Source organism: Streptomyces sp. CB02414, from assembly GCF_001905385.1.
GTDB lineage: Bacteria > Actinomycetota > Actinomycetes > Streptomycetales > Streptomycetaceae > Streptomyces.
This window is the reverse complement of record NZ_LIPF01000005.1, coordinates 430,512-455,026: the sequence shown is the minus strand read 5'-3', so window position 1 is coordinate 455,026 and position 24,515 is coordinate 430,512. Positions and strand designations below refer to the sequence as shown.

At 73.4% G+C, this 24,515-nt stretch carries 22 protein-coding genes; 13 read left to right on the top strand and 9 right to left on the bottom strand.

Features of this window, described 5'->3' with window-relative positions; genetic code table 11:
* The first annotated feature begins 64 nt into the window (after positions 1–64).
* Positions 65–1,819, top strand: coding sequence for an ABC transporter ATP-binding protein (locus AMK11_RS19140; protein ID WP_073728694.1), 1,755 nt, complete (start codon positions 65–67; stop codon positions 1,817–1,819).
* A gap of 32 nt (positions 1,820–1,851) precedes the next feature.
* Here the strand turns inward: AMK11_RS19140 and AMK11_RS19135 are convergent, their stop codons facing one another.
* Positions 1,852–2,136 (bottom strand): hypothetical protein, encoded by a 285-nt coding sequence (locus AMK11_RS19135; protein ID WP_073728692.1) that lies wholly within the window; start codon positions 2,134–2,136, stop codon positions 1,852–1,854.
* 170 nt (positions 2,137–2,306) lie between these two features.
* Between AMK11_RS19135 and AMK11_RS19130 the strand changes: the two genes are divergently transcribed.
* On the top strand, positions 2,307–2,672 hold the full coding sequence (locus tag AMK11_RS19130) for a nuclear transport factor 2 family protein (RefSeq protein ID WP_073728690.1): 366 nt from the start codon (positions 2,307–2,309) through the stop codon (positions 2,670–2,672).
* 10 nt (positions 2,673–2,682) lie between these two features.
* Here the strand turns inward: AMK11_RS19130 and AMK11_RS19125 are convergent, their stop codons facing one another.
* Positions 2,683–3,339 carry a TetR/AcrR family transcriptional regulator gene (locus tag AMK11_RS19125; RefSeq protein ID WP_073729046.1) on the bottom strand — a complete coding sequence of 219 codons (657 nt, stop codon included), beginning with the start codon at positions 3,337–3,339 and terminating at the stop codon, positions 2,683–2,685.
* A gap of 183 nt (positions 3,340–3,522) precedes the next feature.
* On the opposite strand from AMK11_RS19125, the gene AMK11_RS19120 reads away from it, so the two are divergent.
* Positions 3,523–4,782 carry a YncE family protein gene (locus AMK11_RS19120; protein WP_073728688.1) on the top strand — a complete coding sequence of 420 codons (1,260 nt, stop codon included), beginning with the start codon at positions 3,523–3,525 and terminating at the stop codon, positions 4,780–4,782.
* A gap of 10 nt (positions 4,783–4,792) precedes the next feature.
* Here the strand turns inward: AMK11_RS19120 and AMK11_RS19115 are convergent, their stop codons facing one another.
* The 5 genes from AMK11_RS19115 to AMK11_RS19095 all read right to left on the bottom strand — a co-directional run bounded on the left by AMK11_RS19115 (position 4,793) and on the right by AMK11_RS19095 (position 9,689).
* Positions 4,793–5,293 (bottom strand): metallophosphoesterase family protein, encoded by a 501-nt coding sequence (locus AMK11_RS19115; RefSeq protein WP_073728686.1) that lies wholly within the window; start codon positions 5,291–5,293, stop codon positions 4,793–4,795.
* A gap of 9 nt (positions 5,294–5,302) precedes the next feature.
* A complete protein-coding gene (rfbB, locus tag AMK11_RS19110; protein WP_073728684.1) occupies positions 5,303–6,280 on the bottom strand; it encodes a dTDP-glucose 4,6-dehydratase in 978 nt (325 codons plus the stop codon).
* Positions 6,281–6,444: 164 nt separating this feature from the next.
* On the bottom strand, positions 6,445–6,624 hold the full coding sequence (locus AMK11_RS19105) for a hypothetical protein (protein ID WP_073728682.1): 180 nt from the start codon (positions 6,622–6,624) through the stop codon (positions 6,445–6,447).
* A gap of 92 nt (positions 6,625–6,716) precedes the next feature.
* On the bottom strand, positions 6,717–7,136 hold the full coding sequence (locus tag AMK11_RS19100) for a CBS domain-containing protein (RefSeq protein WP_073728680.1): 420 nt from the start codon (positions 7,134–7,136) through the stop codon (positions 6,717–6,719).
* Between the two features lie 69 nt (positions 7,137–7,205).
* The gene (locus AMK11_RS19095) at positions 7,206–9,689 is read right to left on the bottom strand and encodes a SpoIIE family protein phosphatase (protein WP_073728678.1); all 2,484 of its coding nucleotides are present in this window, start codon (positions 9,687–9,689) and stop codon (positions 7,206–7,208) included.
* Between the two features lie 413 nt (positions 9,690–10,102).
* Here AMK11_RS19095 and AMK11_RS19090 point away from each other — a divergent pair, with 413 nt between their 5' ends.
* Positions 10,103–12,262 (top strand): SpoIIE family protein phosphatase, encoded by a 2,160-nt coding sequence (locus AMK11_RS19090; RefSeq protein ID WP_073728676.1) that lies wholly within the window; start codon positions 10,103–10,105, stop codon positions 12,260–12,262.
* A 97-nt stretch (positions 12,263–12,359) separates the two neighbouring features.
* Here AMK11_RS19090 and AMK11_RS19085 read toward each other — a convergent pair whose 3' ends face one another.
* On the bottom strand, positions 12,360–13,535 hold the full coding sequence (locus AMK11_RS19085; RefSeq protein WP_073728674.1) for a S1 family peptidase: 1,176 nt from the start codon (positions 13,533–13,535) through the stop codon (positions 12,360–12,362).
* 581 nt (positions 13,536–14,116) lie between these two features.
* Between AMK11_RS19085 and AMK11_RS19080 the strand changes: the two genes are divergently transcribed.
* The 9 genes from AMK11_RS19080 to AMK11_RS19040 all read left to right on the top strand — a co-directional run bounded on the left by AMK11_RS19080 (position 14,117) and on the right by AMK11_RS19040 (position 23,616).
* Positions 14,117–14,332, top strand: coding sequence for a hypothetical protein (locus AMK11_RS19080; protein WP_073728672.1), 216 nt, complete (start codon positions 14,117–14,119; stop codon positions 14,330–14,332).
* Positions 14,333–14,430: 98 nt separating this feature from the next.
* On the top strand, positions 14,431–15,237 hold the full coding sequence (locus tag AMK11_RS19075; RefSeq protein WP_073728670.1) for an HlyD family efflux transporter periplasmic adaptor subunit: 807 nt from the start codon (positions 14,431–14,433) through the stop codon (positions 15,235–15,237).
* A gap of 68 nt (positions 15,238–15,305) precedes the next feature.
* A complete protein-coding gene (locus AMK11_RS19070) occupies positions 15,306–17,474 on the top strand; it encodes an NHLP family bacteriocin export ABC transporter peptidase/permease/ATPase subunit (RefSeq protein ID WP_073728668.1) in 2,169 nt (722 codons plus the stop codon).
* 1 nt (position 17,475) lies between these two features.
* A complete protein-coding gene (locus tag AMK11_RS19065) occupies positions 17,476–20,298 on the top strand; it encodes an NHLP bacteriocin export ABC transporter permease/ATPase subunit (protein ID WP_073728666.1) in 2,823 nt (940 codons plus the stop codon).
* A 74-nt stretch (positions 20,299–20,372) separates the two neighbouring features.
* The gene (locus AMK11_RS19060; RefSeq protein WP_073728664.1) at positions 20,373–21,383 is read left to right on the top strand and encodes a Ppx/GppA phosphatase family protein; all 1,011 of its coding nucleotides are present in this window, start codon (positions 20,373–20,375) and stop codon (positions 21,381–21,383) included.
* A 54-nt stretch (positions 21,384–21,437) separates the two neighbouring features.
* Positions 21,438–21,617: a hypothetical protein gene (locus tag AMK11_RS19055; protein WP_073728662.1), complete on the top strand. Its 180-nt coding sequence runs from the start codon at positions 21,438–21,440 to the stop codon at positions 21,615–21,617.
* A gap of 60 nt (positions 21,618–21,677) precedes the next feature.
* Complete coding sequence (locus AMK11_RS19050) at positions 21,678–22,709, top strand: iron-containing redox enzyme family protein (protein WP_073728661.1); 1,032 nt, start codon at positions 21,678–21,680, stop codon at positions 22,707–22,709.
* Between the two features lie 30 nt (positions 22,710–22,739).
* Positions 22,740–23,384: a HemK2/MTQ2 family protein methyltransferase gene (locus tag AMK11_RS19045; protein WP_198941400.1), complete on the top strand. Its 645-nt coding sequence runs from the start codon at positions 22,740–22,742 to the stop codon at positions 23,382–23,384.
* Complete coding sequence (locus AMK11_RS19040; protein WP_073728659.1) at positions 23,365–23,616, top strand: CDGSH iron-sulfur domain-containing protein; 252 nt, start codon at positions 23,365–23,367, stop codon at positions 23,614–23,616. Before AMK11_RS19045 ends, AMK11_RS19040 begins: the two co-directional genes overlap by 20 nt.
* Before the next feature lie 161 nt (positions 23,617–23,777).
* Here the strand turns inward: AMK11_RS19040 and AMK11_RS19035 are convergent, their stop codons facing one another.
* Positions 23,778–24,212: a protease inhibitor gene (locus tag AMK11_RS19035; protein ID WP_073728658.1), complete on the bottom strand. Its 435-nt coding sequence runs from the start codon at positions 24,210–24,212 to the stop codon at positions 23,778–23,780.
* Positions 24,213–24,515 lie beyond the last annotated feature (303 nt).

The window sequence follows — 24,515 nt, the reverse complement described above, 5'->3', positions numbered from 1 at the left end:
CCGACGGCGCTCCGGGCCCGCGTAGCCTGAAGCGTCCGACCACCCGCCCGCACCGAGGAGAGTCGTGAGTCCCGCCGATCCGGAGACCGGTCAGCCTGCCTGGCGGCAGCTGCTGACGTATGTACGGCCGCACCGCAGGGCCCTGTTCGCGGGCGCCGTGCTCTCCCTCGTCACCGGCGCCACGGGGCTGATGCTGCCGCTGGTGGCGCGGGAGCTGATCGACGACCTCTCGCACGACCGTGCCATCACCGGCGCGCTGCTGGCGATGTCGGCGCTGGTGGTCGCCAACGCGGCGCTGGGCGCGCTGGGCGGGTACGTGCTGCGGCGCACCGCCGAGTCCGTGGTGCTCGGCGCGCGGCGCACCCTGTCGTCGTATCTGCTGCGGCTGCGGATCACGGCCGTGGACCGCACCGAGCCCGGCGACCTGATGGCCCGGATCACCTCCGACACGACCCTGCTGCGCGAGGTCACCACCGACTCCCTCGTCGGCCTCGGCACCGGCGGGCTCACGCTGGTGGCGACCCTGGTGATGATGGGCCTGGTCGACCCGGTGCTCCTGGGGGTCACCCTGGCGGTGGTCGCGGGGGCGGGGACGGTGCTGGGCCTGATCGTGCCGCGCATCAACCGGGCGAGCCGGCAGGCGCAGGACGCGGTGGGCGTGATGGGCGCCGCGCTGGAGCGGATACTCGGCGCGCTGCGCACGGTGAAGGCGTCCGGGGCCGAGCCCCGGGAGGAGCGTGCGCTGCACGAGGCCGCCGAGGAGTCCTGGCGGCAGAGCGTGCGCGCCGCCAAGTGGTCGGCGGCGGCGGGCAACACGGCCGGACTGGCGATGCAGACCACGTTCATCACGGTGCTCGCGGTGGGCGGGGCCCGGGTGGCGACCGAGGCGATCGACATCGGCACGCTGGTCGCGTTCCTGCTGTTCGTCTTCTATCTGATGTCGCCGATACAGGAGGTCGTCTCCGCGATCACGCAGTACCAGACGGGCAAGGCGGCGCTCGCCCGCATCCAGGACGCGCTGAGCCTGCCCGCGGAGCCTGAGGCCCGTCCCGCGCCCCTGCCGTCGCCGGGCTCGGAACCGGCGTCCGTCGCCTTCCGTGACGTGCGCTTCCGCTACGCCGACGACCTGCCCTACATCCACCACGGGGTGACCTTCGAGGTGCCGGCCCGGGGAATGACGGCTTTCGTCGGCCCGTCCGGAGCGGGCAAGACGACCGTCTTCTCCCTGGTCGAGCGGTTCTACGACCCTGTCTCGGGGGAGATCGCGCTGGACGGCCGGAGCCTCGCGGACTGGGACCTGGCCTCGCTGCGGGCCGCGATCGGTTACGTGGAGCAGGACGCGCCGGTGCTGTCCGGTTCGCTGCGGGACAACCTGCTGCTGGGCAACCCGGAGGCGGACGACGCCGCCGTCGCCGCGGTGGTGAAGACCACCCGCCTCGACTCCTTGGTGGCGCGGCTGCCGGACGGCCTCGAGACGCTGGTCGGGCACCGCGGCACCAAGCTGTCGGGCGGCGAGCGCCAGCGGGTGGCCATCGCGCGCGCCCTGCTGCGCCGTCCACGGCTGCTGCTGCTCGACGAGGCCACCTCGCAGCTGGACGCGGTCAACGAGGCCGCGCTGCGCGACACGGTAGCCGACGTGGCCCGTACGACGACGGTGCTGGTCGTGGCGCACCGGCTGTCCACGGTGACGATGGCCGAGCGGATCGTGGTGATGGACGCGGGCCGCGTCCGCGCGGTGGGTACGCACCGGGAGCTGGTGACCGCCGATCCGCTGTACGCGGAGCTGGCGGCCACCCAGTTCCTGGCCGCGGGCGGCTGAGGCTGCCCTCGGCGGCTCGGTAGCGCGGGTCGTCAGCCGAGCGCGGGGACGGCTCCGAACAGCGGGGAGACGAGCCCGGTGACCTGCTGGAGCTGGTTGAGGTCGTTGAGCCGGTTCAACTGCTGGGAGGGCCGCGGCATCTGCGCCCGGTCCTCGGCGGGCATGTCGCTCACCGCGAGCGAGTCGAGCGTCTTGGTCACGCTGAGCTTGTCAGCGCCCAGCGCGCCGCCCTCGGCGGCGCTCGCCATCGGCGCGGCGAGGCCGGCGACACCGGCGGCGAGCCCGACGGCGGCGGCGATACGTCGTGTTGAAGTCATGCTCTGAGCAACGGTGCCGGGCACCGGACGGACACGGGCGGGCGGCGCCGCTCACCCGACGGGACCAGTCTCCCGGCCGCGTTGCCGTGGGCGCCCGGACGGAGGAGCCTCGAAGTAAGGGCCCGTGCGGCCCGTCCCTTCTCGGGCCGCGGTCTTCGAAGGAGGTCGTCATGAGCGATCGGGCAAACCTCGGCTTCGACGTCGAAGCACTGCGCCGGGGCATCGAAGGAGAGACGGCAGCGCCCCTCGCGTCGCTCTACGCGCCGGACGCGGAGGTCCGCATCGTCGACCGGTACGACCAGCCCAGCCGCCCCAAGGTCCTGCACGGCCGGGACGAGATCGCCGAGATGCTCGACGACGTGTACAGCCGCGACATGTCGCACCGGCTGACCCGGTGCGTCGTGCAGGGCGACCAGGTCGCCTTCACCGAGGAGTGCGTGTACCCGGACGGCGTGCGGGTGTTCGCCGAGTCGATGCTGTCGGTGCGGGACGGCGAGATCACCGAGCAGACCACCGTCCAGGCCTGGGACGAGTGACCGGAGGCGTCTAATCCGCCTCCCAGCCCGGGGGCCGGAGCACGGCCAAAAGCTGGCGGACCAGTTCGTCGACGACCTCGTCCAGCGTCGCGTCCACCCAGCCCGCGCTGTAGTCGTGCAGCAGGCCGTTGACGCCGCCGATGAAGGCCGTGGCGGCGAGCCGGTAGTCGCGGTGCGCCGCCTCGCCGCGCGCGGCGGCGGACTCGGCCTCGGCGCGGATGAGGTCGACCCAGCGGGCGCGGCGGGCCAGCCGCTGCTCCTCCAGGCGCGGGCTGACCCCGATGATCTCGACGAAGGTGATGCGCACGCGGCGGGGGTCGGAGGTGACGTCGGCGGCGTAGGCGCGGAAGATCGCGCCGGCGCGTTGGGGCAGGGGAAGTTCGCGCGCGTCGGCCGCCGCGGCGAGGACGGCCCGCTCGGCCCAGTCGTTGACCTGGAGGTGGAGGGCGGCGAGCACGTCCTCCAGGGTGCGGAACTCCTCGTAGAACTGGCGGGTGGACAGGCCCGCGGCCTCGCTGAGGGCGGCGACGGTCGTGGCGCGGTAGCCGGGGGTGTCGCCGAAGAGCTGGAGCGCGGCGTCGAGGAAGCGCCGGCGGCGCTCGGCCTGGCGCTGTGCGGCGGACTTGCCGCCGTAGCGCCCTGTGGGCGCCCTGAGCCTGCCCGTCACCCGCACCCCCTTGCCTCTCACCGCCGCTTCCTCACGCACGCCAATTTTGTCGTGTACGCGGTCTTGTGGAGAAGGGCGCCCCTTCCTTACTTTGCAGTAAGTTCACTCTGAAAGCGGCTGTGTTCAGAATCCGCGCGCCTGCGCGCCCTCACCCCCACCACGCCCACGCCAGAGGAGAGCAGCATGGCTGCCCATCGAACCAGGCACCTCCGCGCCGCCGCCGTCGCCGCCGCACTCGCCCTCACCGCCGCCGCTCCCACGACCGGCGCGGCGGCCGCCCCCGGCTCCCCCGCCGGTCTGCGCGAGGTGATGTTCGTCGGCAACAACTGGGACGGCACCGCCGACGTCATCCGGTCCACCGGCGACTTCGCGAGAATCGGCCGGATCAACGTCATCCCGGACAAGGCGGAGCGGATGGCGGAGATCAACGCCGACCCGATCAAGTGGATCTACTTCCAGGCCATCCGCAACAGCGTCGGCGAGGGCCACGACCAGTTCGTCGACGACATGTACTCGACACCGGACGGCTCGTCGGTCGTGGTCTCCCGGCCGAGCTTCGCGGACGTCGTGTCCGTCGACCTCGCCACCGGCGACATCAACTGGCGCTTCCCCGTGTCGGGTTACCGCTCCGACCACATGGCGGTCTCCCCCGACGGCACCCGGGTCGCGGTGTCGGCGTCCACCTCCAACACCGTGCACGTGCTGGACATCGAGTCCGGGGAGGAGCTCGGCTCCTTCCGCACCGGCGACAAACCGCACGAGAACATCTTCACCCGCGACGGCAAGTACATCTGGAACATGTCCATCGGCGAGGTGAACACCGCGCTGGACGCCCCCTGGCTGGACTGGACCAAGGGCGACCGGCGCATCACCGTCGTGGACGCGACGACGTACGAGCAGGTCAAGGTGATCGACATGCGCGAGCGGCTCGACGCGATCGGTCTCGGCGACCGGTCCGACGCCGTGCGGCCCGCCGTCTTCTCGCCGGACGAGTCCAAGCTGTACTTCCAGGTGTCGTTCTTCAACGGCTTCTTCGAGTACGACATCGCCACCGACCGGATCACCCGCACCAAGACCCTGCCCAAGAACCCGGCCACCAGCGACGACCGCACCACCTGGGTCAACGACTCGCGGCACCACGGCATCTCCATGAGCCCGGACGGCACCAAGCTGTGCGTCGCGGGCACGATGGACGACTACGCGACGGTCGTGGACCGCGCGACGCTGCGGGAGGGGCCGCTGGTCACCGCCGCGAAGCCGTACTGGGCGACGGTCAGCGGCGACGGCACGCACTGCGTGGTCTCCGAGAGCGGCGCGGACCAGGTGACCGCCATCGACTTCGCGACCGGCGAGAAGTCGGTGTCGGTACCGGTGGGCGACCACCCTCAGCGGGTGCGGATCGGGCATGTGGCGGCGGGCTGGGCGGGCCCGTCCGGCGGCTGAACCGGCCCCGCTACCGCCGGGGCAGCCGGTGCAGTTCGACCTCGCCGAGCCGGCCGTCGGCGACGGTGGCCGTCATGTAGGTGCAGTACGGCTGGCGGCGCCGGTCGGTCGGCGAGCCGGGGTTGAGCAGCCGCAGGCCGGTGTCGGCGGTGGTGTCCCAGGGGATGTGGCTGTGTCCGAAGACCAGGACGTCGAGGTCGGGGAAGCGGGCGGCGCAGCGCCGTTCGCGCCCCTGGGCGGCGCCCGTCTCGTGGACGACGCCGAAGCGCAGGCCGCCGAGGTCCGCGTGGGCCACCTCGGGCAGCCGGACGCGCAGGCCGGGCCCGTCGTTGTTGCCGTACACGCCGACGAGCCGGTGGCTGCGGTGCTCCAGCAGGTCGAGGGTGTCCGTGTCGACCCAGTCCCCCGCGTGCACGACGACGTCGGCGCGCGGGATTTCCGCCAGCAGCGCTTCCGGCAGTTTCTTCGCCCGCTTCGGCAGGTGGGTGTCGGACATGAGCAGCAGTCGCACGGATCCAGCCTATGCGGCGGGCACCGTCCTCCGCTTGAGCGGCTCCCACCAGGCCCGGTTGTCCCGGTACCAGGCGACGGTGCCGGCCAGCCCGGCCGCGAAGTCCCGGCCGGGACGGTAGCCCAGTTCGTCGCGGGCCTTGCTCCAGTCGACCGAGTAGCGCAGGTCGTGGCCCTTGCGGTCGGCGACGTACTCGACCCGGTCCCGGCCGGCGCCGCAGGCGTCGAGCAGCAGGCCGGTGAGTTCGCGGTTGGTCAGTTCGGTGCCGCCGCCGATGTTGTAGACCTGGCCGGCGCGGCCCCGGGTGCGGACCAGGTCGACGCCGTGGCAGTGGTCGTCCACGTGGAGCCAGTCGCGGACGTTGCGCCCGTCGCCGTACAGCGGGACCTTCCGGCCGTCGAGGAGGTGGGTGACGAACAGCGGCACGAGCTTCTCGGGGAACTGGTACGGGCCGTAGTTGTTGGAGCACCGGGTCACCCGCACGTCCAGGCCGTGGGTGCGGTGGTAGGCGAGGGCGAGCAGGTCGGCCGAGGCCTTGGAGGCGGCGTACGGGGAACTGGGCCGCAGCGGGTGCTCCTCCGTGGCCGAACCGGACTCCAGCGAGCCGTAGACCTCGTCCGTGGAGACATGCACGAAGGTGCCCGTGCCGTGCCGCAGGGCCGCGTCCAGCAGGGTCTGGGTACCGACGACGTTGGTGAGCACGAAGCCGGCGGCGGCGCCGATCGACCGGTCCACGTGGGACTCGGCGGCGAAGTGCACCACTTGGTCGGTGCCGGCCATCAGTTTGCCGACCAGCGCGGCGTCGCGGATGTCGCCGTGCACGAAGTCCAGCCGGGGGTGGCCGAGTGGGAGGGCGTCGAGGGTGCCGGCGTAGGTGAGGCTGTCCAGGACGGTGATCCGCGGCGCGTCGGGCGCGTCCGAGGCGAGCAGTGCCCGGACGTATCGGGAGCCTATGAAGCCGGCTGCGCCGGTGACCAGGAGGTTCATGGACGGTTCGGTGCCTTGCGGGGGGGTGGGGCGGACGGGCGGGCGGGCGGGAGCCTTCGCCGACATTACCCGCGGGCCGCGCGTGGTCGGCGGCCGGTCCGGACGCGCACCGCGCCGGCACATGGCCGGCGCGCTGGGGTGTGCTTCTTCGTCTCCGGGACGGTTCAGTCCTCGCCCCTGACGATGTTCGATTCCTGCCCCGTCCGCGGTGCGCGTGCGCTCGTGCCGTCCTCGACGGCCGGTATCCAGGTGCGCACGGCACCCCGGCCGTCGAGCCGCCGGGCCGTGGACCAACCGGTCTCCTGGCGGCGGGCGACGGGTTTCTCACTGGTGTCCGTGGTCACGGAGCATCATCTTCCTTCTGCTTTCTGTGTCCGGCACCGTCGCCCGACGGGTCCCCAGGCGCCTTCTCGTGAAACACCGGGGGGCCCGGCACCTACGGGTTGGGCCGGGCCACGCTGATGTCGCCCAGTGCCGACTCCGGGTCGCGCTCCATGGCCAGGTCGCCGAGGGAGACGATGCCGACGGGGCGGCCGTCTTCGACGACCGGCACCCGGCGCACGGCGTGTTCGCGCATCACCTCGACGGCGTGGTCCAGCTCCTCGTCGGACCGTACGGTCACCAGGTCGTCGCTGCACGCCCCGGCCACGGTGGTCTGCTCCGGGTCGCCGCCGTCCGCGACGGACCGGATCACCAGGTCACGGTCGGTGACCAGTCCGCGCAGTTCGTCGCCGTCCGTGACCAGGACGGCGCCGAGGTCCCGGTCGCGCATGAGGCGGGCCACCGCGGTCACGGAGGTCTGCGGCTCCACGGTCACCGGATGGCCGGTCATGATGTCGCGGACGTACTGGGTCATGACGTGATCCCTCATTCTGCTGCTCGGTCGTGTGTGCGCGCCGGGTACCCGGCCGGGCGGCGCCGGCACCTATCCACGGCCGCGGCCCACCGGGACCTCGCTCCAGACCTGTTTGCCGCCGCTGACCGGCAGGGTCCCCCAGGTCGCCGACATCGCCTCGACCAGGAGGATGCCGCGTCCGCCCGTGGCCTCCCAGCCGATGCTGGTCGGCTTGACGGGCGTACGGGGCGAGGCGTCGGCGACCGCGACGCGCAGCCGCCCGTTGATCAGGGCGAGGTCGAGGCGGACCTGGCCGTCGGTGTGCACGAGGGCGTTGGTGACCAGTTCGGAGACGATCAGGAGGACGCCGTCGACGTCGTCGCCCGGCACGCCCCAGGAGCGCAGGGTGCGCCGGGTGAAGCGGCGGGCGTGGCGTACGGCCTCGGGCAGCCGCCACACCGACCAGCTCTCCCGCAGCGGCCGCACCGCCATCCCGTCGTAGCGCACCAGCAGCAGGGCGACATCGTCGCTGCGGCGGGCGCCTCCGAGCAGGGCGTCGGCGACCAGCCCCAGGTGGGCGGGGTCGGAGACGGCCAGCGCGTGTGCGAAGCGGTCGATGCCCTCGTCGATGTCGGCGTCGGCGGACTCCACGAGGCCGTCCGTGGTGAGGGCGATCAGCGTGCCGGGGCGCAGGCGCAGCGGGCTCATCGGGAAGTCGGCCTGCCGGACCACGCCCAGCGGCGGGCCGCCCTCCACCTCCGCGATCTCGGTGCTCCCGTCGGGGTGGCGCAGCACCGGCGGCGGATGCCCGGCCCGCACGCACCAGGCGGAGCCGGCCTCCATGTCGAGGTCGACGTAGACACAGGTGGCGAAGAGGTCGGTCTCCATGTCCATGAGCAGCCGGTTGGCGTGCGAGACCACCACGTCCGGCGGGTGGCCCTCGGCGGCGTAGGCGCGCAGGGCGGTGCGCATTTGGCCCATCAGGGTGGCGGCTCCCGCGCTGTGCCCCTGGACGTCGCCGATGACGAGGGCGACGTGGTGGTCGGGCAGCGGGATCACGTCGTACCAGTCGCCGCCCAGCTCCAGTCCGGCCGTGCTGGGCAGGTAGCGGGCGACGGCGACCGCGCCGGGCAGCTTCGGCAGGCGGCGCGGCAGCAGCTGGCGCTGGAGCATGCCGACGAGCTCGTGCTCGGCGTCGAAGGCGTGGGCGCGCATCAGGGCCTGACCGGCGAGGCCGGCGGAGGCGGTGAGCAGGGCACGTTCGTCGGGGCCGAAGTCGTGCGGAGTGTCCCAGCCGATCAGGCAGGCGCCGGCCATGCGGCCGCCGGCGGGCAGTGGCAGTACGGCGAGGCCGCCGGGGCCGACGTCGGCGAGGGCGGGCTCCAGGTCGCCGGTGCCGGCGGGCCAGATCCGGGCGCGGCCCTCGCGCAGCGCGGCGGCGAGGGTGGGCATGGCCCGCACCGGCGCGTCGGGCCACTCGGTGCGCCACTCCAGCCGCCACAGCTCGGGCCAGGACTCGGGCTCGGGCGGGTCGAGGACGGTGACGACGAGACGGTCGTTCTCCAGCTCGGCCAGCGCGATCCGGTCGGCGCGCAACGGCCTGCGCAGGGCGGCGACCACGGCCTGGCTGACGTCGCGGACGGTGCCGGCGGTGGCCAGCGCGGCGGCGAGGCGCTGGACGCGGGCCACGTCGGTCACGTCGGGGCGCAGGGTGGAGGCGTCGGCGACGGTGCCGACGAGGCGGGCGGGCCGGCCCTCGCCGCCGGGCAGCAGGCGCCCGCTGAGCCGCAGCCACTTCGGCGGGCCGGTGGGCTGGAGGACGCGGAACTCCAGCTCGCGGTCGCCGATGGACATGTGGTCGGCCTCCGTGACCGACATCAGTGAGGGCAGGTCCTCGGGCACGGTGAGGCCGAGCAGCGTCTCGACCTTGCCGTCGAACTCGCCGGGCGCGAGGCCGAACAGCCGCAGGATGTCGTCGCCGACCTCGACCCGGCCGGTGTCCATGGCCAGCGAGAAGGCGCCGGGCCGCAGTTCCTCGCCGTCGGCGGCCACGGCCGGGGCCGGGCAGGTGACGGTCTCGGCGATCAGTTGCAGGCAGGTCCGGTCCTCGGCGCCGAAGCCCTCCGGGCGCTCGGTCAGGACGAGGAGGCAGCCGCCGCCGTCGCCGCGCACGGGCAGGGCGGCGAGGGAGAAGCCGCTCGACGGCACGTGCCGGGACTCCGCCGAACCGGCGAACTCCTCGGGACCGAGCCACACCGGCGTACCCTCACGGTGCGCGTCGGCCACCGGGGAGCCGCCCGGGGCGGGGTAGCCGTCGCGGACGCCGTACAGGGTGCGCGGCACGCCCACCGACTCCGCCAGGCAGAGCAGCTCGGGGTTCTCGCCGGGTGTGTACAGGGCGGCGAAGGAAGCCCCGGCGAAGACCAGCGCCTGTTCGAGCACCCGGCGCAACCGCTCCGCCGGGTCCGGCACGGAGGCGATCGCCTTCAGGGCACCCGCGGCACGCAGCGTCCTCGCTCCGCGTTCCACCGCGCCCTCACTGACCACGCCGCCATTACAGCGCTTGTGGGACATCAGCGCAGCCCCTGCGGGGCGGGAAGAGTCGATCGGGAGGGAAAGGGGCCGGGCTGGACGGGCAGCGAGCGGCGCGGGGCACACGGCGACACCGGCCACGGCGGTGACGACACGGGCGGGAGCCGGCCAGGGCACGCGGCGAGACCAGCCGTAGGACGAGCGAGCGCTCACCGCGAGCAGGCACAGGCACCGACGGGAACCGGCCGTCACCGGGAGCAGGCACCGGGCGAAAACCGGCCATCGCCGGGAGCGGGCGCACCGGCATGCGGGCCGCCGTAGGGACACGCCGGCCCCCTCGGCCCGGGAGGGGGTGGCTCGCACGAGGATCAACAACGGCTTCCGCGCTCGCCGTGCGGTGCGGGCCCTCGGGGAGGAGATTTGAACCGGGGCCCGGACCTCGGCCGGGCGAGGAGGTGGTCGGTGTGTCCGACGAACGGTCGTCGTCACCGGCGACGCCCGCCGCGCCTGCGCCGGGCGGGCACCCGGTGCTGTCGCTGGCGCTGGCCGCGATGATGGAGGACGTCCACGCGCACTCCGGGGCGGTGTACCTGCTCGGCGCGGATCCGCCGGTCCTGGAGATGGCGGTGATGGCAGGGCTGCCGAGGGCGTTCGCGGCGCCCTGGGAGCGGGTGACGCTGCACTCCCCGGTGCCGGTGGCGGACGCCGTGCGGGAACGGCGGCTGGTCTGGGTCGGCGACGGCGAGGAGATGGCGCGGCGCTACCCGAGGGTCGCCGTGGTGCTGCCCTATCCGTTCGCCCTGGCCGCCCTCCCCGTCGCCACCGGCTCCACGGCGTACGGCGCGGTCTTCCTGACCTGGCCCGGCTCCCGTTCCGCGGAGCTGTCCGCGCGGGACCGCGACCATCTCACGGCGGCCTGCGGGCGGCTCGCCGTCCGGCTCGAACGGGCGGCCGCGGCGAGCGTTCCCGTGCACCCCGAGCCTGACCTGCTGGCCGCGCCGGTGGTCGGGGGCGCGCCCGGCACGCTCGGCTCCCTGGAGGCCGTGCGGATGGTGGGACGGCTGCCGTACGGGCTGTGCTCCCTCGACCTGCACGGCAGGGTCGGCTACGCCAATCCGGCGGCGGCCGAACTCCTGGACGTCCCGGTCGGCACACTGCTCGGCACCCAGCTGTGGACGGCGGTGCCGTGGCTCAACGACCCGGTGTACGAGGACCGGTACCGGGCCGCGCTGCTCAGCCAGCAGGCCACCTCGTTCGTCGCGCTGCGGCCGCCCGGCGACTGGCTGTCGTTCCGGCTGTACCCGACCCGGACCGGACTGAGCGTCCGCATCAGCCGGGCCCGGGGCCTGTCCCGGCCGGAACCGGGCGGTGCCACGCCGTCGCACGACGCCGCCGCGCCACGGGCCCGGCTGGTGACCATCTCCCAGGTGGTGAGCCTGACCGGCGCGCTCTCCGAGGCGGTGGGCGTGCAGGACGTGGTGCAGCTGATCGCGGACGAGATCGCCCCGACGGTGGGCAGCCAGGGCCTGGTCGTCCTGGGCTCGCGGGCCGGCCGGCTGCACGTGCTGGGACACCGCGGCTATCCCGACCCGGCGGTCGCCGAACGCTTCGACGGGACGCCGCTCACCATGCGGATCCCCGGTACGCAGGTTCTCCGGACCGGTGTGCCCGCGTTCTTCGAGTCCTGGGAGCAGCTGGAGCGCCTGTACCCGGCGCGACGGGGCACGCACGACGGCTTCGCGGCCTGGGCGTTCCTGCCGCTGATCGCCTCGGGGCGGCCGGTGGGCACCTGCCTCCTCGCCTACGAGCGTCCGCACTCCTTCACCACGGAGGAGCGGGCGATCCTGACCAGCCTGGCCGGGCTGGTCGCGCAGGCCCTGGACCGGGCCCTGATCTACGACGCCAAGCACCGGCTGGCACACGGACTGCAGGAGGCCCTGCTGCCGCACTCGCTGCCCGCGGTGCCCGGCGTCGAGGCCGCCGCCCGGTATCTGCCGGCCACCCGGGGCATGGACATCGGCGGCGACTTCTACGACCTGGTGCCGGCCCGGGGCACCGCGGCGGCGGTGATCGGGGACGTACAGGGCCACAACGTGACGGCGGCCGGGCTGATGGGGCAGGTGCGCACCGCGGTCCGCGCGTACACGGCCGTCGGCCAGGCGCCGGAGGAGGTCGTGCGCAGCACCAACCGGCTGCTGATCGACCTGGGCACCGAGCTGTTCGCCAGCTGTCTGTACCTGCGGCTGGACGCGGGCCGCGGGCGGGCGGTGCTGGCCCGCGCGGGCCATCCGCCGCCGCTGCTGCGTCGTCCGGACGGCGGGGTGGAGGTGCTCCACGTCCCCGGCGGCCCGCTGCTGGGCATCGATTCCTCGGCGGACTATCCGCGCACGGAGGTCGAGCTCGCCCCGGGTACCCTGCTCGCGCTCTACACCGACGGCCTGGTGGAAAGCCCCGGCGTCGACTTCGAGGACGCGCTCACCGGCCTGGGGCACCGGCTGGCCGAGCACGGGGACCTGCCGCTGGACGAGCTGGCCGACCGGCTGGTGCGGGACGAGGCGGGCGCGGGGGAACGGCTCGACGACATCGCGCTGATGCTGCTGCGGGCGCCGGTCTGACGCGGAACGCGAGGGGGTGGGGGTGGTCGCACGTGCGGGTCCGGCCCTCCCGCCGGAGGGCCGGACCCGCTACGGGTGCCGGTGCGCGGTGTCCGGATCAGCCCGTGAGACCGGAGCCGTCATCGCCGCCGGCCTGTCCGCCGGCGCCGGCATCGCCGCCCAGGGTGGCGCCGACGGCCTCCAGCGCGGTGGTGACCGGCTGGAAGAAGGTCTCGCCGCCGACCGCGCAGTCGCCGCTGCCGCCCGAGGTCAGGCCTATCGCCAGACCGTCCTGGGTGAACAGGGAGCCGCCGCTGTCGCCCGGTTCGGCGCACACGTTCGTCTGGATGAGGCCGGTGACCGTGCCCTCGGGATAGTTGACGGTGGCGTCCAGGCCGAGGACCTGTCCGTCGGCCAGTCCGGTCGTGCTGCCCATCCGGAAGACCTGCTGACCGACCGTCGCCTCGGCGGCCTGGCTGATCTCGATCGTCTGGTCCCCGAGGTTGACCTCGCTCGGCGCCTGCGTCGCGGGATCGTCGTACCGGACGAGCGCGAAGTCCCCGTCGCCGGGGAAGACCGCCTGGTCGACGGTGCCGATCGGCTGTCCGCCCTGCGCGTCGGACCACTGGTCGTCCGCGACGCCGCAGTGACCGGCCGTCAGGAAGGCGGGGGCGCCGTCGCCCGCGGTGACGTTGAAGCCGAGCGAGCAGCGCGCGCCGCCGCCGAAGATGGCGTCGCCGCCCGACACGAAGGTCTTGAAGGTGCCGGCGGACCGCTTGACGGTCGCCATGCCCGCGCCGAGGTCCTCGACCGTGGACTCCAGCCGGTCCCACTCGGCGCCGGTGACCGTGCTGTCGGCGGTGACCAGGATCTTGTTGGTGCGCGGGTCGATGGCCCACGAGGTGCCCGGGATGGTCGCCTCGGACTTCAGGGTCCGCGCGCCGGTCCGCAGCTCGCTCATGCTGTTGTCGACCTCGCGCACGTCCGCGCCGGCCTGCTTCGCCCGCACGATGATCTGGTTGTTGTCGCCGGGTACCACGTTGACGACGAGCTGCTGCTCGTCGGCGTCGTAGTACGAGCCGGCGAAGGCGTCGCCGAGCAGGCCGGCGAGCTGTGAGGCGAGATCCGACGCGTCCGCCGCCTTGAGGGTCCTCGGCGCGGCCGCCGCGTCGTCCGCGCTGTCGCCGTCCTGGGAGGCGTTGGCGTTGGGCAGCAGGACGGCGGCGGCGCCGAGTGCCACCACGGCGCCCGCAGCCATCGCGGCCCTGCGCTTCGGAATTCGCTTGTGACTCAACCTGCTCGACCTCCTGGGACGGGGTCCGTGCCGCCGGTCCGGCGGCTGCCTGGGGGCACCTGGACGGCACTTGGTACGCACGGGCGGGACGGGGCGTTCAGCCGCGCCGCGCGATCACGCCGGATCAGCACCCTCCGTATTCGGTCGGCAACGGTCTGTTCCGATCGCGGAGCGGAATCTCTGCTTCAGTGAATCTGCACATCGAATGCCCAACCCGGTCACCCCCGTCGGCGTATCTGCACAACCGCCCACCGCCCCGCACGCCTTTGGGGCGGGAGTGCCGGATTCGCCTGCGTACGGGCAAGGGGTCGCGCGGGCCGATGTCGTGGGCCGTGTGAAGAAGTCGCCGCGAAGGCGTGCCCAGGCCTGCACGCTTGGGTGCCTGGACGTCGCAAGTGCCCTGGTGGGAGGGGGTGATTGATTGGAAGGGCGGACCGGCCGCGTGCTTTGATCCATCGCACCGCGGGGGCCGCGGAGGGCTCCGGAAACGGGCGCCCGGCGCCCGCGGTCGCGGCCGTCATCTGTCCCCAGAGGGGGCCGCTCCCCCCTTGTGAAATGGCTATACGAAGGGAAGTTCCATCATGAACTCCACCCCCCAGGTTGAGACCGTCGAGATCTCCGACGCCGACCTCGACAACGTCTCCGGCGGTCTGAACGTGAACGCCGTCGGCACCGTCACCGGCCTGGTGGACGGCATCGCCCCGGTCTCCGGCCTGGTCAACACCGCCATCGGCACCGTCGAGGGCGTCACCGGCCTGAACACGGCCCCGGTCACCAACCTGGTCGCCGGTCTCTGATCGCGCCCTGGTACCGCTGAGTCCCGGAGCCTGCCAGGCTCCGGGACTTCTCGGCGGTTTCCCCGCGGCTCCCCGCAAGACACTGGGATACGTCCGACGTGCAGTTCCGCCAACAGGCCCTCGCCAAACTCCAGTCGCCGGAGGAGCTCGACCTCCCGGTCCGCTTCGCCCGCCCGCAGGGCTGGCTGGTGCTCTCCGTGACCGTTCTCGCCATGGCCGCCGCGTCCGTGTGGGCGGTCGGCGGCTCGGTGGCCTCCACCGTCAGCGCCCCCGCCGTCCTCACCCACGGCCAGGGCAGCTACCTCCTCCAGAGCCCAGTCTCCGGCCAGGTCACCGCCGTACTCGCCCGCCAGGGTCAGCGGCTGCCCGCCGGCTCCCCCGTGCTGAAGGTGCGTACGAGCGAGGGCGAGACCGTGGTCCGCACGATCGACGCGGGACGGGTCAGCGCGCTCGCCGCGACCGTCGGACAGATCATCCGGACCGGGGCGAACGTCGCCGCCGTCGAGAAGGTCGCCCACGCCGACGACCCGCTCTACGCCACCGTCTACGTCCCCGCCGAGAACGCCGCCGCCATCCCCGCGCACGCCTCCGTCGACCTCACCGTCCAGTCGGTGCCGTCCCAGCAGTACGGCGTCCTGCACGGCGAGGTGAAGTCGGTGGACCGCTCGGCGCAGTCGGCGCAGACCATCGCCGCGTTCCTCGGCGACAGCCAGCTCGGCGAACAGTTCACGAAGGAGGGCAGGCCGGTGGCCGTGACGGTCCGGCTGGACACCTCGAAGTCCACGAAGAGCGGTTACGAGTGGTCGTCCGCGGACGGGCCCCCGTTCGAGCTGACCTCCATGACCATGGCCACGGGGTCCATCCGGCTGGCCGATCAGCGTCCCGTCGACTGGCTGCTGCCGTGAGCGCCGCACAGGAGACCACAGCGCGGGAGACCCGGGGCAGACGCCGCGCCGCCCCGCCGAAGCGCAGCGTGCCCAAGGCGCGGGCGAAGACGGTGCGCACGCCCACCGTGCTCCAGATGGAGGCCGTGGAGTGCGGCGCCGCCTCCCTCGCGATGGTCCTCGCCCACTACGGCCGGCACGTCCCGCTGGAGGAGCTGCGCATCGCCTGCGGCGTTTCCCGCGACGGCTCGCGCGCCAGCAACCTGTTGAAAGCGGCCCGGAGTTACGGCTTCACCGCCAAGGGCATGCAGATGGACCTGGCCGCCCTCGCGGAGGTGACGGCGCCGGCCATCCTGTTCTGGGAGTTCAACCACTACGTCGTCTACGACGGCATGGGGCGCCGCTTCGGCCGCCGCGGAGTGTTCGTCAACGACCCCGGCAAGGGCCGCCGTTTCGTGTCCCTGGAGGAGTTCGACGGGTCGTTCACCGGGGTCGTGCTCACCATGGACCCCGGCGAGGAATTCAGCCGGGGCGGCCGCAGACCGGGCGTGCTGGGCGCGATGCCGGCCCGGCTGCGCGGCACCGCGGGCACGCTGCCCGCCGCCCTGCTGGCGAGCCTGCTGCTGGTGGCGGTCGGCGCGGCCGTGCCCGCGCTCAGCCGTACTTATATCGACATGTTCCTGATCGGCGGGCAGACCTCGCTGCTGGGCGTGCTGTTCGCGTCGATGGGCACCTGCGTGCTGCTCACGCTCGTGCTGACCTGGCTCCAGCAGGCGAACCTGCTGCACGGCCGCATCATCTCCTCCACCCTCTCCAGCGCCCGCTTCCTGCGCCACCTGCTGCGGCTGCCGGTGACCTTCTTCTCCCAGCGCAGCCCGGCCGACCTGGTGCAGAGACTCCAGTCGAACGACGCGGTCGCCGAGACCCTGGCCCGCGACCTCGCGGCCGCGGGCGTGGACGCGATCGTCGTCGTCCTGTATGCCGTGCTGCTGTACACGTACGACCCGCAGCTCACGTTCGTCGGGATCGGCGTGGCGCTGCTCAACATCCTCGCCATGCGGATCGTCATCCGGCTGCGGGCGACCCGTACGGCGAAGCTGCGGGCGGACACGGCGCGGCTGACCAACACCGCGTACACCGGTCTCCAGCTGATCGAGACGATGAAGGCGACCGGCGGTGAGGACGGCTACTTCCGCAAGTGGGCGGGGCAGCACGCCACCACGCTGGAGGAGCAGCAGCGGCTCGGGGTGCCGAGCGCCTGGCTGGGCGTGGTCGCGCCGACGCTGGCGACGCTCAACAGCGGGCTGATCCTGTGGATCGGCGGCATGCGGGCGGTCGAGGGCCACATCTCGGTCGGTCTGCTGGTCGCCTTCCAGGCGCTGGTGGTCCGCTTCACGGCCCCGCTGACCCGGCTGAACGGCGTCGCGGGCCGCATCCAGGACTTCGCGGCCGACGTGGCCCGGCTCAAGGACGTGGAGAACTTCCGCGCCGACCCGCTCTACGACCGGCCGGGCGGCGCCGCCGACTCCACCCGCAGGCTGCACGGCCATGTCGAGCTGCAGAACGTCTCCTTCGGCTACAACCCGCTGGACAAGCCGCTGCTGACCGGCTTCGACCTGACCGTCGGGCCGGGGCAGCAGGTCGCGCTGGTCGGCGGGTCGGGCAGCGGCAAGTCCACGGTGTCCCGGCTGATCTCGGGTCTGTACGCCCCGTGGGACGGTGTCATCCGCGTCGACGGGCAGCGGCTGGAGGATGTCCCGCGCGGGGCGCTCGCGTCCTCCGTCTCCTTCGTCGACCAGGACGTCTTCCTCTTCGAGGGCACCGTGCGCGACAACGTGGCCCTGTGGGACCCGTCGATCCCCGACGACGCCGTGGTGGACGCGCTACGGGACGCCGCGCTCTACGACGTGGTGATGCGCCGGCCGGGCGGCATCCACAGCAGGGTGGAGCAGGACGGCCGGAACTTCTCCGGCGGGCAGCGCCAGCGGCTGGAGATCGCGCGGGCCCTGGTGCGCCGGCCGAGCATCCTCGTCCTCGACGAGGTGACCAGCGCACTGGACGCGGAGACCGAGCTGGTGGTCATGGACAACCTGCGCCGGCGCGGCTGTGCCTGTGTGGTGATCGCGCACCGGCTGAGCACGGTGCGGGACAGCGACGAGATCGTCGTGCTCCAGCACGGCACGGTCGTGGAGCGCGGGCGGCACGAGGCGCTGGTCGCGCACGGTGGCGCGTACGCGGCGCTGGTCAGGGAGCGGTGAGATGACGACCGTGCACGAAGGGCAGGGCGACCTCGTCCTCGGGGCGCTGGGCGCGCTGGGCACCCGCGTGGACTGCGCCGGGTTCGGCCGCCTCGACCTGGAAGGGCCGCAGGTGCTGTGGCTGGTGGCGTCCGGCGCGGTGGACCTGTTCGCGGTGGACGCCGAGGAGCAGGGCCACTGGCACCACCTGGGCCGGCTGGAGGCGGGCTCGGTGCTGCTCGGACCGGTCACCGGGCCCCGGCACACGCTGGTCGCCCGTCCGTTGCGGGACTGCGCGGTGCACCGCATCGGGCTGCGTGAGCTGTACCAGCCGGCGAGCACCCAGACCTGGTCGTACGACGAGTACGGCAATCCCCAGTACGTGCCGCCCACGACGAGCCCGCTGGAGTACGCCCTCGCCCTCGGTGTGGGCCGCGGTCTGACCGTCCTGTTCCAGGCGCCGATGGCGAGCGAGCGGGCCGCGGCGCCCACCGACGACGACGTGTTCTGGATGCAGGTTCCGCCGGGCAGCGTGCAGTACGGGGCGGTGTACGGCGACGAGGCCGCGGCCGACCTGCTGATGGACCCCGCGCTGTGGCAGAGCATGGTCGACCAGCAGTACCGCCTGCTGACCACGCTGGACCGCTGGATCGAGCAGCTGGAACGCACCCACGAAACCCGTACGGCGGCCGGCATCAAGGCCGGTGAGGCGGTGCGCGCGCAGGCGGACCGGACGCTGCTGGCCTCCATCGGCAAGCGGTCGGGACAGCGGAGCACGGCCGCCGACGCCGACGCCACGTACGCGGCCTGCAGGCTCGTCGCCCGGGCCGCCGGGATTCCGCTCGCCGAGCCCGCGCGGAACGGCACGGAGAGCGACCGGATCGATCCGGTGGAGCGGGTCGCCGTCGCCTCGCGCGTGCGGACCCGCACCGTGCGGCTGGACGGCCGCTGGTGGCGGGACGACGTCGGGCCCCTGATCGGCCACCGGGCCCTGTCGGGTGCGCCGGTGGCGCTGCTGTGGCGGCGCGGCGGCTATGTGGCCGTCCATCCGGCGACCGGGCGGGAGACGCCGGTCGAGAAGGCGAACGCGGAGGAGTTCGAGCCGCGTGCGGTGATGTTCTACCGGCCGCTGCCCGAGCGGCGGCTCAGCCCGCTGCGGCTGCTGCGGTTCTGTCTGACGGGCACGCGCGGTGATCTGACCGGGCTGGTCCTCGCCGGTCTGGTGACGGTGGCGCTGGGTGCGCTGGTGCCGGTCGCGACCGGCAAGGTGCTCGGCGAGTTCGTACCGAAGGCGCAGACCGGGCTGATCGCGCAGGTGTGTCTCGCGGTGATGCTCAGCGGTGTCGTCGCGGCGGCCTTCATGCTGTTGCAGAATCTCACCATCCTGCGGCTGGAGGGCCGCGTCGAGGCGACGCTCCAGCCCGCCGTGTGGGACCGGCTGCTGCGGCTGCCGACGAGATTCTTCACCGAGCGCTCCACCGGTGAACTGGCGAGTGCGGCCATGGGCATCAGCGCGATCCGCAGACTGCTGGCGGGCGTCGGTCCGACGGTGGCCCAGTCGGTGACGGTCGGCGCGATGAACCTCGCGCTGCTGCTCTGGTACAGCGTGCCGATGGCGCTCGCGGCGATCGGCGTGCTGGTGGTCGTCGCCGGCGTGTTCCTGGGGCTCGGGCTGTGGCAGGTGCGCTGGCAGCGGCGGCTGGTGAAGCTCACCAACAAGTTGAACAACCAGGCGTTCCAGACCCTGCGCGGGCTGCCCAAGCTGCGGGTGGCGGCGGCCGAGAACTACGCGTACGCGGCGTGGGCGGAGCAGTTCGCGCGCAGCCGGGAGCTCCAGCGGCGGGCGGGGCGGATCAAGAACCTGAACGCGGTGCTCGGCGCGGTGTACCTGCCGCTGTGCACGCTGCTGATGTTCATGCTGCTGGCGGGTCCCGCGCGCGGCTCGATGTCGGCGGCCGACTTCCTCACCTTCAACGCGTCGGTGACGATGCTGCTGACCTCGGTGACCCAGCTGACCGGCGCGTTCGTGTCGGCGGTGGCCGCGCTGCCGCTGTTCGAGGAGATCCGTCCGGTCCTGGACGCCACGCCCGAGGTGCGCACGGCCAGCACCCGGCCGGGGCCGCTGTCGGGGGCGATCGAGGCGCGGCGGCTGTCGTTCCGGTACACCGACGACGGGCCGCTGGTCCTGGACGACGTCTCCTTCGACGTACGGCCGGGCGAGTTCGTCGCGGTCGTCGGCCCGAGCGGCTGCGGCAAGTCGACGCTGCTGCGGCTGCTGATCGGCTTCGACCGGCCGCTGTCGGGCAGCGTCCTGTACGACGGCCAGGACCTGGCCGCGCTCGACCAGTCGGCGGTGCGCCGGCAGTGCGGGGTGGTGCTCCAGCACGCCCAGCCGTTCAACGGTTCGATTCTGGACGTCATCTGCGGTACCGAGCCGTACACGCCCGAGGAGGCGATGGCGGCGGCCGAGATGGCGGGGCTCGCCGACGACATCAAGCGGATGCCGATGGGGCTGCACACCATCGTCTCGGGCAGCGGGGCGGTCTCCGGCGGCCAGCGGCAGCGGCTGATGATCGCGCAGGCGCTGATCCGCAGGCCGCGCATCCTCTTCTTCGACGAGGCCACCAGCGCCCTGGACAACGAGACGCAGCGCCGGGTGATCGAGTCGACCAAGGCCCTCAACGCGACCCGGGTGGTGATCGCGCACCGCCTGTCCACGGTGCTGGACGCCGACCGCGTGATCGTGATGGAGGACGGCAAGGTCGCCCAGCAGGGACCGCCCGCCGAGCTGCTCGCGGACACCGGGGGCCGGCTGCACGAGCTGGTGCGGCGGCAGCTGGCCTGAGACGGACCGTGCGGTTTCCGGCCGTACCCGCCGGGCAGGGCCTTGGACCGGCCGGAAACGGGTACCTGCGCCTCATGCGTATCAGCGTGGTGGACGTGGGGTCGAACACGGTCCGGCTCATGGTGGCGGACGCGGAGGGCGGGGTACCGCTGCCGGTCCACACCGCGAAGTGGCGGCTGCGGCTGTCGGAGCAGGTCAAGCCGGGTGGCCCGGTGCCCGAGGAGGCCGTGGAGCGGCTCGTCGAGGCGGTCGAGGGCGCGAGCCGGACGGCGGCCCGGTGGGGCGCGGCCGGCCCGCTGGCCTTCGCGACGGCCGTGGTGCGGGCCGCGCCCAACCGGCGGGAGGTGCTGCGCACCGTCCGTGCCCGCACGGGCGTCGCCCTGTGCACCCTGCCGGGCGAGGTGGAGGCGGAGCTGACCTTCCTCGGGGCCCGGCGCTGGATGGGCTGGCGGTCCGGACCGCTCGCGCTGCTCGACATAGGCGGCGGCTCGCTGGAGATCGCCTTCGGCCGTGGCCGGCTGCCCGACTTCGTCGCCTCGCTGCCGCTGGGCGCGGCCCGGCTGACCCACGAGTTCCTGGCGGGCGGCGAGCAGGCGCCGCCGCCCGAGCAGGTCCGGGCGATGCGCCGCAAGGTCCGCCATCAGCTGCGGGACGTCGCCGCGCGGATCCGCTGGGAGGGCCCGCGCACCGCGGTGGCGACCTCCCGGACCTTCCAGCAGCTGGGCCGGCTGTGCGGGGCGCCGCCGGGCCGGCACGGTCCGTTCGTGGAGCGGCGGATGCTCTGCTCGGACCTCGGTGAGGCGGCCGACCGCCTCGCCGCGCTGACCGCCGACGAGCGGGCCCGGCTGCCGGGCATCTCCGCACCGCGCGCGGCGCAGAGCCTGGCCGGGGCGGTGGTCGGGCACACCGCGATGAAGCTGACCGGCCTGGAGTCGGTCACGCTCTGCCCCTGGGCGATCCGCGAGGGCGTCCTGCTGCGCCACATCGAGGACGGCCCCGCCTGGTGGGCGGAGGTCACCCGCCACAGCGACGAGGTGACCGTCCCGGCCGCGGTGCCCCTGCGCATCGCGGGCACGTCGGGCTGACCACGTGAACGGGCCGGGCCGGAGGGGTCCGGTCGTACGAGGAGAGGAGCATCCGTGTCCCGGAACGGCGATTCCGACCACAACGAGCCCGAGACCGCCATCGACGAGGTCCTGCGCGAGATCGAGGAGGCCAGGCCGCGCGACGCCGAGTCCGACGAGGGCCCGCGCCGGGGCGAGGCGGGGGACGCCACCTCGCCCAGCACCGGAGCCCAGGAGGACGCCGGAGGGGAGTGAGGCGCCGCCCGCCGTGCGCGGGCAGGGGTGCCGCGGTGCCGTCCGGGTACTCGCCGCACCATGGAGTTCGACCGCGAAGGACCACAACCGCCGACGGCCCGGGGCCCGCTCTCCGCGGCCGTCGGCGCCCATCTGCTCGGGACGGGCCCGCTCCCGGACCCGGAGACCGTCGCCGCCGCGTCCCCCTACGGCGACGACCTGCAACTCGCCCTGTACCAGTGCTACGAGCTGCACTACCGGGGCTTCGCCGGTGTGTCCCCCGGCCTCGAATGGGACCCTGACCTGCTGTGTGTCCGGGCCGCCCTGGAGGACCGTTTCCTGTCCGCGCTGCGGGCCGACACCCCGGTCCACGACAGCGTGGCGGAGGCGGTCGGGGCGCTGCTCGTCGAGCCCGTCGACGGGAAGGGCGTCAGCCACTTCCTGCGGGACGAGGGCGAACTGTGGCAACTGCGCGAGTACGCCGCCCAGCGGTCCCTGTACCACCTCAAGGAGGCCGACCCGCACGCCTGGGTGCTGCCGCGGCTGTGGGGCAGGGCGAAGGCGGCGATGGCGGCGGTGGAGTTCGACGAGTACGGCGGCGGCCGTGCCGAGCGGGTGCACGCCCGGCTGTTCGCCGGCCTGATGACGGACCTGGGCCTGGACACGGCGTACGGGCGGTATCTCGACGCGGCCTCGGCCGAGTGCCTGGCCACGGTCAACATGATGTCGCTGTTCGGTCTGCACCGGTCCCTGCGCGGCGCCCTGGTGGGCCATTTCGCGGCGGTCGAGATCACCTCGTCGCCCGGTTCGCGGCGGCTCGCCGAGGCGATGCGCCGCACCGGGGCCGGGCCGGCCGCCGAGCACTTCTACGACGAGCACGTCGAGGCCGACGCGGTGCACGAGCAGATCGTGCGGCACGAGGTGATCGACGGCCTGCTGGAACAGGAACCGGAGCTCGCGGCGGACGTCGTCTTCGGCATCGACGCCACCGGGTATCTGGAGGACCGCTTCGGGGCCCGGCTGCTCGCCGACTGGCGAAGCGGCAGGTCGTCCCTGCGGACCCGGCTGCCCGACCGGTCCCCCGAGCCGTCCGGCGCGGCCCATACTCCGTGACGCGCGGGGTACCTGGGTTCCGTGAATTTCATGGTGCTTCCGGGCGTCTATGCCCCTCAGGAGGACACCGCCCTGCTGGCCGGGGCGCTGTCCGACGAGTCGCTCCCGCCGGGCGCGGCCGTACTCGACGTGGGGACCGGCACGGGCGCCCTGGCGCTGGCTGCGGCCCGGCGGGGCGGCCGGGTGACCGCGGTCGACGTGTCGTGGCGTGCGGTGTGCGCCGCCCGCCTGAACGCCGCGCGGGCCGGGCTGCGGGTCCGTGTCCGGCACGGCAACCTCTTCACGCCCGTACGCGGCGAGACGTTCGATCTCGTGCTGGCCAATCCGCCGTACGTGCCGGCACCGGGAGCCAGACGTCCGCCGCGCGGTGCGGCGCGGGCCTGGGACGCGGGCCACGACGGGCGGCTGGTCCTGGACCGGATCTGCCGGGAGGTGCCCGGCCTGCTGCGCCCCGGCGGCGTGCTGCTGCTGGTGCAGTCCGCCCTCAGCGATCCGGAGCGGACCGTGGGCAATCTGCGCGAGGCCGGCCTGAAGGCGGCGGTGACCCGGCGGCGGCGGATCGCGTTCGGTCCCGTGGTGCGCGGCCGGGAACGCTGGCTGCGGCAGCGCGGGCTGCTGTCCCTGGCCGACGACGAGGAGGAGCTGGTGGTCGTCCGTGCCGAACTCCCCGTCTGACTCTCCTCGTCCCTCGTCCGGCGACCCGGTCCGGGTCAAGGTCCAGCGCCGGGGGCCGCTGCTGGTGGAGGGGCCGGTGGAGGTGGAGCTGGAGGACGGGACGACGGTGTCCTCCGACCGCTTCCGGGTCGCGCTGTGCACCTGTCGCCGCAGCCGGCGCTACCCCTGGTGCGACACCAGCCACCGCGCGAGGTCGTCCGGCCCCGGCGACGGGCCGCCGGCGAAGAGCTGACCCTCTGCCGGCTGACCCGCTCCTTCCCCATCCCGGAGAACGGCGGACGGCCCCACTCCGTCCGCCGTCCCCGGTGCGGGACCGCGCTTCCCGTACGGTGGCGCTCGCACTCCCCAGTAGCGAGCAGCCGGTCACGCCGCACGGGCCGGGCGGCCCCGGTCCTAGAACGTGAAGACGCTGTCGCTGCCCGCGTTCTTCACGCACTCGTTGGCGAAGGTGCGCTCGTAGGAGACGTGCCTGCCCTGCCAGACGCCGTCGACGGTGACGACGACGGGGGCGTACTCCCGGGTGCAGAAGACGCCGGGGTCCGCTCTGAGGGCGTCGAAGTCGCCGCCCGCGCCGCGCAGTTCGACGCAGGCGGCCTCGGCGTCGGGATGGGTTCCGGAAGCCTGCGGGGCACAGGTCAGGGTGACCGCGCGTACCGGTGCGGCGACGGCAGCGCTCTCTCCGTGGCCCACGGTCAGCACGAGGGCCGAGGGGGCGTAGAGCGACGCGGGGGCGGTGGCCGGGGAGGCGAGGGAGGCCCCTGCGAGGGGCCCGCAGACGGCGGTGGCCGTCAGGCCCAGAGTCGCTGCCCAGCGCGCGGTGTTCCGCATTGTGTGCATCCTTCCGCTCGGGATGAGGGTGGTCGCCGGCCCGGACCGGTGGGTGCCGGAACGGCGAGCGCGAGTCTGCCGAGTCCGGCACCGAAACTCATCTCGACCCCATGGATTTCGGTAACCTTGCGTATTGAATCAGTGGCGTGAAGTCACAGAATTCGAACGTTCCAAGTCCGTAAGAGGCCGGTTCTTGATCGGTACTTCAGTCATGAACTGGCCGAATGGCGTGATCCGTACGTTCGCCAATAGGCCGGAAACATCCCCGGAACAGGCCCGTCAGCCCTGGCCGCGAGGCCCTGC